Source organism: Pseudomonas sp. PH1b (assembly GCF_000633395.1).
In the GTDB taxonomy this organism is placed as follows: Bacteria; Pseudomonadota; Gammaproteobacteria; order Pseudomonadales; family Pseudomonadaceae; genus Aquipseudomonas.
Genome location: NZ_AYMU01000026.1, coordinates 1 through 12876, shown reverse-complemented (window position 1 = coordinate 12876; position 12876 = coordinate 1). Strand labels below are relative to the sequence as shown.

The 12876-nt window shown below is 62.1% G+C and carries 6 protein-coding genes; 1 reads left to right on the top strand and 5 read right to left on the bottom strand.

Annotated features, from left to right (window positions below):
* Positions 1 to 5: 5 nt before the first annotated feature.
* The 5 genes from U873_RS0129620 to U873_RS0129600 all read right to left on the bottom strand — a co-directional run bounded on the left by U873_RS0129620 (position 6) and on the right by U873_RS0129600 (position 7210).
* The gene (locus U873_RS0129620) at positions 6 to 1043 is read right to left on the bottom strand and encodes an ABC transporter substrate-binding protein (RefSeq protein ID WP_025131694.1); all 1038 of its coding nucleotides are present in this window, start codon (positions 1041 to 1043) and stop codon (positions 6 to 8) included.
* 27 nt (positions 1044 to 1070) lie between these two features.
* Entirely contained in the window at positions 1071 to 1958 is an 888-nt protein-coding gene (locus tag U873_RS0129615) for a TauD/TfdA family dioxygenase (RefSeq protein WP_025131693.1), read from the bottom strand.
* A gap of 350 nt (positions 1959 to 2308) precedes the next feature.
* Positions 2309 to 3673 (bottom strand): HlyD family type I secretion periplasmic adaptor subunit, encoded by a 1365-nt coding sequence (locus tag U873_RS0129610; RefSeq protein ID WP_025131692.1) that lies wholly within the window; start codon positions 3671 to 3673, stop codon positions 2309 to 2311.
* Positions 3663 to 5819, bottom strand: a complete 2157-nt coding sequence (locus tag U873_RS0129605) for a type I secretion system permease/ATPase (RefSeq protein ID WP_025131691.1) — start codon at positions 5817 to 5819, stop codon at positions 3663 to 3665. The genes U873_RS0129610 and U873_RS0129605 overlap by 11 nt, the downstream gene beginning before the upstream one ends.
* A 38-nt stretch (positions 5820 to 5857) precedes the next feature.
* Entirely contained in the window at positions 5858 to 7210 is a 1353-nt protein-coding gene (locus U873_RS0129600) for a TolC family outer membrane protein (RefSeq protein ID WP_025131690.1), read from the bottom strand.
* Positions 7211 to 7572: 362 nt separating this feature from the next.
* On the opposite strand from U873_RS0129600, the gene U873_RS0129595 reads away from it, so the two are divergent.
* A partial coding sequence (locus tag U873_RS0129595; protein ID WP_025131689.1) for a retention module-containing protein occupies positions 7573 to 12876 on the top strand: 5304 nt, incomplete at its 3' end.

Sequence of the window (12876 nt, the reverse complement as noted above, 5' to 3'; positions counted from 1 at the left end):
GGCAATCAGCTCCCCTGCAACGGTTTGGCGTCCTGGAAGAAGTAGTCCTTCCACGACTCGGGCTTGTTCTTGATCGCACCGACCCGGTAGAGGAATTCCGCCAGCGGGTAGGTGTTTTTCGGTGTCACGCTGAACTCGAACTGCGGGTTGTCGATGATCTTCAGCAAGGCGCTGCGGTCGATCTTGGCCTTGGTCACGCGGATGTAGGTATCGGCGGCTGCGCCCTTGTCGTGCTGGGCGAACTCAGCCGCTTCAGCCAGGGCTTCGACGAAGGCCTTGTAGGTCTTGGGGTTGTCGTTGCGGAATTTCTCGGTGGCGAACAGCACCGTCGGCGAGTTGGGCCCCAGCAGGTCGTAGGTATTGAGCACCACGTGCACATTGGGGTTCTCCAGGGCCTGGTCCTGGAATGGCGGGTTGGAGAAGTGCCCGGTCAGCTCGGTGCCGCCGGCAATCAGCGCGGCGGTGGCATCCGGGTGGGGAACGGCGATGGTGTACTTGTCCAGGCGATTGAATTCCTTGTCGCCCCATTGCTTGGCGGCGGCGTATTGAAGAAAGCGCGACTGCACCGAAACCCCCACCGCCGGTACCGCAATGCGGTCCTTGTCGGTGAAGTCGGCGATGGTCTTGACCTTGGGATTGTTGCTCACCAGGTAGTAGGGAAAGTTACCGAGAGAGGCTACGGCCTTGACGTTCTGTCGGCCGTGGGTGCGATCCCAGATGGTCAGCAGCGGCCCGACGCCGGCCCCGGCAATGTCGATCGAGCCCGACAGCAAGGCGTCGTTGACCGCTGCGCCGCCGGACAGCTGGGTCCAGTCGACCTTGATGTCGATGCCCTGCTCCTTGCCGTGCTTTTCGATCAGGTTCTGGTCGCGCACCACATTGAGCAGCAGGTAGACGATACCGAACTGTTCAGCGATGCGGATCTCGCCTTCGGCCTGGGCTGGCGCAGGCGCGACCAGGCTGCCGGCCAGCAGGCTGAAACCCAGGCCGATGGCCGTGGCCAGTTTGCCGAGGCGGGGAATGAAGGGAATGGATAAGGACATGGTGACTCTCCTGCCGTGCCTGGCTGATCAGTAAGGGGCGTCGCCCTGGATGGTGGTGCGATACAGCTTGCGGCGCAGATGGCTCGGGCAACCGGCGGCCAGGTGGATCAGCGAGCGGTTGTCCCAGAACACCAGGTCGTGGGGCTGCCATTGATGGCGGTAGATGTTGTCCGGCAGCACGCTGTGGGCATACAGCTCGGCCAGCAACTGGGCGCTTTCGTCTTCCAGCAGGCCAACGATGCGGGTGGTGAAGCCTTCGCTGACGAACAACGCCTTGCGGCCGTTTTCCGGGTGAGTGCGCACCACCGGGTGCACCACCTCGGCAACCTGGGCCAGTTGCTCCGGGGTCAGGGTCGGGCGCCAGTTGCCTTCGAACTTGGTCTCGCTGTAGCGCGCGGTGTAGGAGTGGGCGGCGCTGCGCCCCTCGACCGCCTTGCGCAGCGCCTCGGGCAAGTTGTCCCAGGCCTGGTGCATGTTGGCGAACAGGGTGTCGCCCCCTTCGGCTGGCAGTTCCTGGGCGTGCAGCATCGAGCCCAGGCTCGGCAGCTCCTTGTAGGAGAGGTCCGAGTGCCAGAACTTGCCGGCGTCCCCCAGGCCGATGGACTGGTCGTTCTCGATGATGTTGGAAACGATGAGGATTTCCGGGTGCCCGGCCAGCAGGAACTGCTTGAGCACATGAATCTGCAACACACCGAAGCGACGGCTGAAGGCAATCTGCTGTTCGGGGCTGATGCGCTGGTCGCGGAACACCACTACGTGATGATCCAGGTGGGCGCGGTGGATGCGGGCGAAGTCCTGGTCGTTGACTGGCCGGGACAGGTCGAGGCCGACGATCTCGGCACCTACAGCCCCATTCAAGGGGCGGATTTCGAAAGCTTGTGCGGCAATGGAGGCGGCACTGGCTGATGCAGACATGACTGAAACTCCCGCGCAGGCGCGCCCAGGGCGCGCGCGTCGATCAGAAACTCACGGAGATCCCGTGTGGGTTCATTTCGTGCGGCGCGCCGATTGGTCGGCAGGTACGCAGGGAGTTGACTTTATAGATATAAGAAAGCGAATTTAAATACCGTTAGAGAATAACGATATGTTGATTCAGGCGATGCGCTGGTCATGCACGGTACGCCACCGATGGATTCCATGGCCTTTGCAGGCGGCGCAATGTGGCGCGGCCTGGAGGAGCCGGCTTGCCGGTGAAGGCGCTCTCAGGGGCCCCTTCGCTGGCAAGCCAGCTCCTACGGGGCTGGCACGGTGGTTTTTTACACGGATCAGCGTTCGTGCAGGGCTTCGGCGCGGGCGCGGATGATCGGCTTGAGCAGGTAGCTGAGGATGCTCTTCTTGCCGGTGATGATGTCCACCGAGGCGACCATCCCGGGGATGATCAGCAGCGGCTTGTCATCAGTGCCCAGGTGGCTGCGGTCGGTGCGCAGCTTGATCATGTAGTAGGTGGTCTTCTTGTCTTCGTCGGTGATGGTGTCGGCGCCGATCTGCTCCAGGCGGGCCTTGAGTCCGCCATAGATGGTGTAGTCGTAGGCACTGAACTTGACGATCGCTTCCTGCCCGGGGTGCAGGAAGGCAATGTCCTGGGGCCGGATCTTGGCCTCCACCAGCAGGGTGTCGTCCAGAGGCACGATTTCCACCATGTCGCTGCCGGGCTGGATCACCCCGCCGATGGTGTTGACCATCAGCTGCTTGACGATGCCGCGCACCGGCGAGGTCACCAGGGTCCGGCTGACCCGGTCTTCCAGGGCCTTGCCGGTGGCGCTGGCCTTGTTCAGTTCGGTGCGGGCCTCGTTGAGCTGGGTCAGGGCCTCACTGCGGAACTTGCCGCGAGTTTCGTCGATCTTGCGCTGTACTTCCTTGATCGCCGATTCGGCACGGGGAATCGCCAGGGTGGTGGCATCCAGCTGGCCGCGGGTTTCCACCTCGGCACGCTTGAGCCGCAGCACTTCCACCGGCGACACCGCGCCCTGGGCCACCAGGGGCTCGGACATGTTGATTTCCTGGCGCTGCAAGCCCAGTTGCTGGCGGTACTGGGCCTGCTTGGAGGTGAACTCGCGCAGTTCCTGTTGTTTCTGGATCAGTTGCTCCTGCAGCCCGCCGATCTCGTCGTGCAATTGCTGGCGACGGCTCTCGTACAAGGATTTTTCGCTGGCCGCCTGGCCTGGCGCATCCTTGAGCGCGTCCTCGGGGAAGGCCAGCGCGCGATCATCGACTTCGGCGCTCAGGCGCTCGACCCGCAGCAGCATGGACAGGCGCACGGTTTCGGTTTCGCCGACGTTGGACTGGAAGCGCGTGTCGTCCAGGCGGATCAGCGGCGCACCGGCCTCCACCACCTGGCCCTCCTTGACGTACAGCTCGGAGACGATACCGCCTTCCAGGTTCTGGATCTTCTGCACCTTGGAGGAAGGAATCGCCTTGCCCTCGCCCTTGGTCACTTCGTCGATCACCGCGAAGTTGGCCCACAGCAAAAGGAACAGGAAGAACCCGATGATGCCCCAGATGGTCAGGCGAATGACCCGCGGTGCATCTTCGATCAGGGCCTTGTTGACCTCGGGCAATGGCTGCCCCTGGAGCGAGTCGGTGCCTTTGAAATAGCGGCGGATCGAGTCCTTGAACGACTTAAGCAACACTGATCTGCCCCTTCTTCAACGCTTCCATCACCACGGCTTTCGGGCCATCGGCCAGGATCTGCCCTCGATCCACCACCAGCAACCGGTCCACCAGGGACAACAACGAGGCCCGGTGAGTCACCAGCACCACGGTCTTGCTCTGCACCACGGCCTCCAGCCGTTGCTTCAGGCGCTCTTCACCGGTGTTGTCCATGGCACTGGTGGGCTCGTCGAGCAACAGGATCGGTGGGTTGAGCAGCAATGCGCGAGCCAGGGCCACGTTCTGCCGCTGGCCGCCGGACAGGTTCTGCCCGCGCTCGCCCACTTGCAGTTCATAGCCTTGCGGGTGCAGCCGGGCGAATTCGTGAACCCCCGCCAATTCGGCGGCTTGCAGCACCAGTTCGTCTTCGACGTAACGGGCACCGGAGGTCAGGTTGTCCCGCAGGGTGCCGGCCAGCAGCTGGATGTCCTGGGGCACATAACCGATGTTGTGGCGCAGCTCGCTGACGTCGATCTGGCGAATATCCACGCCGTCCACCAGCAAGGCCCCGGAGTCCGGCTGGTAGAGGCCCACCAGCAACTTGGCCAGGGAGCTCTTGCCTGAACCGCTGCGACCGATGATGCCGACCTTCTCCCCCGGCTTGATCACCAGGTTGATGTTTTTCAGCGCCGGGTTCTGCTGGCCCGGATAGGTGAAGCTCAGTTGCCGGCACTCGATGGCGCCCTGCAGCACGCTGCGGCTCAGGGGGCGCTCGTCGAAATTGCGCTCCTGGGGCAGCTCCATCATCTGATCCACCGAGGTCATGGTGACGCGGGCCTGCTGGTAGCGGGTCAGCAATCCGGACAGCGACGCCAGCGGGCTCAGCGCCCGACCGCTGAGCATGTAGCAGGCGATCAGCCCGCCCATGCTGAGGTTGCCGTCGATGATCTGGTACACGCCGAAGATGATCATGATCACCCCGGCCAGTTGCTGGATCAGCAAGGTGATGTTCATCGCCAGGCTGGACAGCATCTTCACCCGCAGTTCAAGGCGGCTGAGGGTGCCGATGGTCTGCTCCCACTGGTACTGGCGTTCGCTTTCGGCGTTGTTGACCTTGACCGCATCCAGCCCGGCCAGGGTTTCGATCAGGCTCGACTGGCGCTCGGCCCCCAGGGCCATGGTTTTTTCCATGGTGGCGATCAGCGGTTTCTGCAGGGCATAGCCGATGCCCAGGGCAATCGGAAAGGCCAGCACCGGAATCCACACCAGGTGGCCGCCGAGGATGGCGATCACCAGGAAGATCAGCAGGGTGAACGGCAGGTCGATCAGGCTGGTCAGGGTCAGGGAGGCGAGGAAGTCCCGCAGACTCTGGAACTCATGGATGTTCTGGGCAAAGCTGCCGACCCGGGCCGGGCGGTACTTCATGGCCATGCCGACGATGCGTTCGAACAGCGTGGCGGAAATGATCAGGTCGGTCTTTTTCCCGGCCAGGTCCAGGCACAGGCTGCGCAGGCCCTTGAGGATCAGGTCGAAGACATAGGCGCCCATGATGCCGATGGACAGCACCCACAGGGTCGAGGTCGCCTGGTTGGGCACGACACGGTCGTAGACGTTCATCACGAACAGCGGCGCAGCCATGGCGATGATGTTGATCAACAGGCTTGCGGCGATGGCATCGGCATATAGCCAGCGCGAACGCTTGAGGGTGTCGCGGAACCAGGAGCGGGCGCGGGGAATCAGCGAGCCGTGATTGACGTCGAACTTGTGCTGGGGCTGGGCGAAGAACACCTGCCCACTGTAGTCGTCGGCCAGCAACTGACGGTTGACGCAGACTTCACCGCCGTCGCTCTCGCTGAGCAACAGGCGCGCCTGATCCTCACCCTGCCACCCCAGCAGCACGGCACTGCGACCGTCCTTGAGCAACAGCAGGGCGGGCATGGCGATGATCGGGATCTGCTCGAGCTTGCGCCGCAGCACGCGGCCCTGCAAGCCGGCCCGGGCAGCTGCACGGGGCAGCAGTTCAGGGCTCAGGCGCTGCGACGGCAAGGGCAGACCGGTGGTCAGCATTGCCGCGCTGGCAGGCTTCTGGTGCAGGAAGCAGAGGGTCAGCAATCCATCCAGCAAGGGATCGTCATGCATGCCGCGCGGATCATGACTGAGTTGTACTCGACTGACTTCTGATTCCACACTCGACACTCTTGACTGGCTGTTGGATGAACGTTAGCTCAATTCATCCCAGGCAGTTGGACCTTGGGCTTCACGTCGTTTTGCACGACGGCAGCCATAGGTGCGACCACTCCTTGGCTCTTGAGCAACTCGCCCATGGTCGCCTTGATTCGATACTGAGTAAATAACTGAATGTTCTGGATCTCGGCCAAACGCCGGGAAGCGGTGAACAACTCGTTTTCACTGTCGAGCAAGTCCAGCAGCGTACGCTCGCCCAGGCTGAACTGCTTCTGGTAGGCGGTGCGCACACTGGTGCTGTGATCGACATATTGCTGGGCGATCGGCACCTGGGCGTTGGCGTTGTTCAAGGCGTTCCAGGCCAGGCCCAGCTCCTCGTTCAACACCCGCAGGGCGTTGTTGCGAATGTCCAGGGCCTGGTTCGACTGGTACGCCTTGGACTCCAGGTCCGCCTTGTTGCTGCCACCGGCAAACAGGTTGAAGCGCATGCGCAGCATGGCCTGCCATTCGTTGTTGTGGCCGTTCTGACCGTCCAGGTCGTTATCTGCGGTACGGCCCAGCTCAGCGTCGAAGCGTGGATAGAAGGCCGACTTGGCGGCGTCGTACTGCTTCTCGGCAGCAACAATATCGGACTCGGCGGAGCGCAGGATCGGACTGTTCTCCAGCATCTGGCGCTGGGCCTCATCGAGGGTGGCCGGCAGCAACGCCATAAAACTGGCCGGACGCTCCAGTTGATCGGGCACTTGCCCGACCGCGCTCAGGAAGTTGGTCTGGGCATCAGCCAGGTTGGTCTGTTCGGTGATCAGGTTGTTGCGGGCCTGGGCCATCCGCGCTTCGGCCTGGTCCAGGTCCGCGCCGCTGCCCACGCCACGCTGGGTGCGCAGCCTGATCTGGTCGTAGATGCGTTCGTGATTGCGCAGGTTGTCTTCCGCCAGTTGGACGAACTGGCGACGGGTCAGCACGTCCAGGTACACCTGGGCCACGGTCAGAGCCGTGCGCTCGGAGGTGCCCAGCAAGGAATAAGCCCGAGAATTGACGGTGGCTTGTTGACGCCCTACTTCACTGGAGGTGGCAAAGCCGTCAAACACCATTTGCTGGAGACGCAAACTTGACTCACCGCGGTTCAAGGTTTCCCAGTGATTGCTCCCTGTACCCGCACGGGTAGTAGGGTTGTCGGTGCCCTCGCGACCATAGCCGGCCAGCATATCGACTCGCGGCAAATAGCCACCTCGCGCCGCTTTAAGTTGGTAGTCGGCGGCCAGACGGCTGTTCACCCCAGCTTGAATCTCCGGGTGCACATCCAGTGCTTTCTGCATGGCTTCAGGAAGGGTCTGTGCCTGCACGAAGCTGGCGGCTAAGGCAAACGGCAAGGCCTTGAACAGATGAAAACGCATGGTAGGAATTTCCCTCGGACAGCATGTCCACAATCACGTCAGAACGTGGCACCACACTGAAAAATTACACTTGTAACCACCGTCCGTCGGAAAGTTCAAACTAAGAACTGGTTCACATACTTCAAGTCAGGCTACGGCATAAATATCAATGTGACATTAATCAGGCGATTGTTTAGGATGGCACCCATAAGGTCAATAGTTTGGCACAAAGTTAATACTGAAAAATTATAGCCAATTTATTGACAGCCAATCTGTCAAATACCCGTTCCTAATTACACAGCAATGTACGTCCAGACGGAGTTGCGGCCAGCGCCCAAGCCGGTACATGGAAGTCGACTGAGCGGTACACCGGAGAGTCCCCAATGAGCAGTGTTGTTGCCATCGTCAAAAGCATTGTCGGTCAAGTTTTTGTGGTATCTCCGGAAGGAATCCGGCGTGTCCTTATCGAAGGTGATCGTCTGTTCGTGGGGGACCAGGTCGACACCGGTCCGGCCGGAGCCGTCAGCCTGGAACTGACCGACGGGCGCACCCTCGACCTTGGCCGTGACACTCAATGGAGCAGCGCCGCACCGGACTCCAGCACCGACTTGGCCCAGGCCAGCGCCCAGGCCAGCGCCCAGGCGGCTCCTTCGGTGGCTGAACTGCAGCAAGCCATTGCCGCCGGTGCCGACCCGACCACCGACCTGGAAGCCACTGCCGCCGGCCCGACCGCCGCCGGAACCGGGGGCGCCGCGGGCGGCGGGCACAGTTTTGTGCAATTGCAGGAAACCGCCGGCCGGGTCGATCCGACCATTGGCTTCCCCACGGCCGGACTGGGCCTGGCGACGTCGGCCCAGGACAACACCGTCGGCGGCCTGAACACCAATAACGGCTTGGCCGGTGGCAATGGCAGCGGCAGCGATACCCTGCGTCCCGCGACCCTGACCCTGGGCGCCACCCCGACCATCACCGAGGCCGGTGGCACCCTGGTGTACACCGCGACCCTCACCCAGGCGCCGCTGAGCGACCTGACGATCACCCTGTCCAATGGCGCCGTGATCGTGATCACCGCCGGGCAAACCACCGGTAGCGTGCAAGTCCCGCTGGCCCCCCAGGACAGCGTCTACATCGATCCGAGCCAGATCAGCGTGAACGTGACCGGCACCACGGGCGGCGCCGGCCTGGTGGTCACCGTCGACCCGAGCCCAGCGGTCACCCAGGTCACCGATACCATCGACACCACCACCGTGACCCTGACAGCCGACAGCAGCGTCACCGAAGGTGGGCAGATCACCTACACCGCCACCTTGACCAACCCGGCGCAGACCCCGGTGAGCATCACCTTGTCCAACGGCTCGGTGATCACCATCGAAGCCGGCAAGTCCACGGGCTCGATCAGCGTGGCGACCCCGCCCAACGACGTCTACAAGAACGGCGGCACGGTTGAAGTCGGCATCACCAAGGCCGAAGGCGGCAACTTCGAGAATCTGGAGCCCAGCACCGACAAGGCGGTGACCACCATCACCGACTCGATCGACGACACCGGCCTGAGCCTCACGGCCACCGCTGAAGTGGCCGAGGGCGGCACCATTGTCTACACCGCCACCCTGACCAACCCGGCGGGCACCGCGCTCACCGTGACCCTGTCCAACGGCGCGGTGATCAGCATCGCCGCCGGTGCCAGCAGCGGCAGCATCAGCGTTCCTGCACCGGCCGACGACGTCTACAAGGACGCTGGCAAGGTCGAAGTCACCGTCAGCAAGACAGAAGGCGGCAACTTCGAAAACCTGGTCACCGATCCGGCCCCGGCAGTGACCGATGTTACTGACACCATCGATACTTCGACCGTCAGCCTGACCGCCACACCGAGCGTGGCGGAGGGCGGCACCGTGGTGTACACCGCTTCGGTTACCGCTCCTGTCACCGGTTCGCCAGTCGTAGTGACTCTGTCTAATGGCCAGACCATCACCATCCCAGTGGGCGAGTCCTCCGGGACCGTGAACTTCACCGCGCCGAACGATGCCCTGGCTGGCGGTAGCTCCCTGAGCACCACCATCACCAAGGCTGAGGGTGGCAATTACGAGAAGCTGGAGGCCAGCGACAAGCCGGCTGAAACTACCGTTACCGACACTGTCGACACCACGACCCTGACGCTGTCGGCAACCGACACCGTGGCTGAAGGCGGTTCGATTGTTTACACCGCAACCCTGACTAACGCCGCAGGCACGCCTGTGACCGTCACTCTGTCCAACGGCGCAGTGATCACCATCGCTGCCGGCGCGACTTCGGGCACTGTCACTGTTCCTGCTCCGGCTGATGATGTTTATAAAGATGCCGGCAAGGTTGAAGTCACTGTTACCAAAACCGACGGCGGAAACTTCGAAGACCTGGTCACTAATCCAGCACCCGCCGTCACCGATGTCACCGACACCATCGATACGTCGACCGTCAGCCTGACTGCTACACCGAGCGTCGCTGAAGGTGGCATTGTGGTGTACACCGCTTCGGTCACAGCCCCTGTTACCGGCTCCCCTGTCGTAGTAACTCTGTCCAACGGGCAGACCATCACCATTCCGGTAGGTGAGTCTTCCGGGACCGTGAACTTCACCGCGCCGAACGATGCCCTGGCTGGCGGCAGCTCCTTGAGCACCACCATCACCAAGGCTGAGGGTGGCAACTACGAGAAGCTGGAAACCAGCGACAAGCCGGCTGAAACCACGGTGACCGATACTGTCGACACCACAACCCTGACTCTGTCGGCAACCGATACGGTCGCCGAGGGTGGCTCGATCGTTTACACCGCTACTTTGACCAATGCGGCCGGTACGCCGGTGACCGTCACTCTAAGCAATGGCGCGGTGATCACCATCGCCGCCGGCGCTACCTCGGGCACCGTGACCGTTCCTGCTCCCGCTGATGATGTTTATAAAGATGCCGGCAAGGTTGAAGTCACCGTCACTAAAACTGATGGCGGCAACTTCGAAGACCTGGTCACCAATCCAGCGCCTGCCGTGACCGACGTTACCGACACCATCGACACCAGCACCGTTTCGCTGACCGCCACGCCTAGCGTCGCTGAAGGCGGCACTGTGGTGTACACCGCTTCGGTCACAGCCCCTGTTACCGGCTCCCCTGTCGTAGTGACCCTGTCCAACGGCCAGACCATCACCATCCCGGTAGGTGAGTCCTCCGGGACCGTGAACTTCACCGCGCCGAACGATGCCCTGGCTGGCGGCAGCTCCTTGAGCACCACCATCACCAAGGCCGAGGGTGGCAACTACGAGAAGCTGGAGACCAGCGACAAGCCGGCTGAGACCACCGTTACTGACACTGTCGACACCACGACCCTGACGCTGTCGGCAACCGACACCGTGGCTGAAGGCGGTTCGATTGTTTACACCGCAACTCTGACTAACGCCGCTGGCACGCCGGTGACCGTCACTCTGTCCAACGGCGCAGTCATTACCATCGCTGCCGGCGCTACCTCGGGCACCGTAACCGTTCCAGCCCCGGCCGATGACGTTTACAAGGACGCCGGTAAAGTCGAAGTCACCGTCACTAAAACTGATGGCGGCAACTTCGAAGACCTGGTCACTAATCCAGCACCCGCCGTCACCGATGTCACCGACACCATCGATACGTCGACCGTCAGCCTGACTGCTACACCGAGCGTCGCTGAAGGTGGCATTGTGGTGTACACCGCTTCGGTTACTGCTCCGGTGACCGGCTCGCCAGTGGTAGTGACCCTGTCCAATGGCCAGACCATCACCATTCCTGTCGGTGAGTCTTCCGGTAGCGTGAACTTCACCGCGCCGAACGATGCCCTGGCTGGCGGCAGCTCCCTGAGCACCACCATCACCAAAGCTGAAGGTGGCAACTACGAGAAGCTGGAGACCAGCGACAAGCCAGCTGAAACCACGGTGACCGATACCGTCGACACCACAACACTGAGCCTCAGTGCTACCGACACCGTGGCCGAGGGCGGTTCGATCGTTTACACCGCGACCCTGACCAACGCCGCGGGCACCCCAGTCACCGTGACCCTGAGCAACGGCGCTGTAATCACTATCGCCGCCGGCGCGACATCGGGCACCGTGACCGTTCCGGCCCCGGCGGACGACGTCTACAAGGACGCCGGTAAGGTCGAAGTCACCGTCACTAAAACTGATGGCGGCAACTTCGAAGACCTGGTCACTAATCCAGCGCCTGCCGTTACCGACGTCACCGATACTATCGATACGTCGACCGTCAGCCTCACTGCTACACCAAGCGTCGCTGAAGGCGGGATCGTGGTGTACACCGCTTCGGTTACCGCTCCTGTCACAGGCTCCCCTGTCGTAGTGACCCTGTCCAATGGCCAGACCATTACCATCCCAGTGGGCGAGTCCTCCGGCAGCGTGAATTTCACCGCGCCGAACGATGCCCTGGCTGGCGGCAGCTCTCTGAGCACCACCATCACCAAAGCTGAAGGTGGTAACTACGAGAAGCTGGAAACTAGCGACAAGCCAGCTGAAACCACGGTGACCGATACCGTCGACACCACAACACTGAGCCTCAGCGCCACCGACACCGTGGCAGAGGGCGGTTCGATCGTTTACACCGCTACCTTGACCAATGCGGCCGGTACGCCGGTGACCGTGACTCTAAGCAATGGCGCGGTGATCACCATCGCCGCCGGCGCCACGTCCGGGACGGTGACTGTTCCTGCACCAGCCGATGACGTTTACAAGGACGCCGGCAAAGTCGAAGTCACCATCAGCAAGGCTGACGGTGGCAATTTTGAAGATCTGGCAACCAACCCTGCTCCAGCAGTAACTGACGTTACCGACACCATCGACACCAGCACCGTTTCCCTGACCGCCACGCCTAGCGTCGCTGAAGGCGGCACTGTGGTGTACACCGCTTCGGTCACAGCCCCTGTTACCGGCTCCCCTGTCGTAGTGACCCTGTCCAACGGCCAGACCATCACCATCCCAGTGGGCGAGTCCTCCGGGACCGTGAACTTCACCGCGCCGAACGACGCTCTGGCTGGCGGCAGCTCCCTGAGCACCACCATCACCAAGGCTGAGGGTGGTAACTACGAGAAGCTTGAGACCAGCGACAAACCGGCTGAGACCACCGTTACTGACACTGTCGACACCACAACGCTGAGTCTTAGTGCAACCGATACGGTCGCCGAGGGTGGCTCGATCGTTTACACCGCGACCCTGACCAACGCCGCGGGCACCCCAGTTACCGTGACCTTGAGCAACGGCGCTGTAATCACTATCGCCGCCGGCGCTACCTCTGGAACCGTGACCGTTCCGGCCCCGGCGGACGACGTCTACAAGGACGCCGGTAAGGTCGAAGTCACCATCAGCAAGGCTGACGGTGGCAACTTTGAAGATCTGGCAACCAACCCTGCTCCAGCAGTAACTGACGTTACCGATACCATCGACACTTCGACTGTCAGCCTGACTGCCACGCCGAGCGTTGCTGAAGGCGGCACTGTGGTGTACACCGCTTCGGTCACAGCCCCTGTTACCGGCTCCCCTGTCGTAGTGACCCTGTCCAACGGCCAGACCATCACCATCCCAGTGGGCGAGTCCTCCGGGACCGTGAACTTCACCGCGCCGAACGATGCCCTGGCTGGCGGCAGCTCCTTGAGCACCACCATCACCAAGGCCGAGGGTGGCAACTACGAGAAG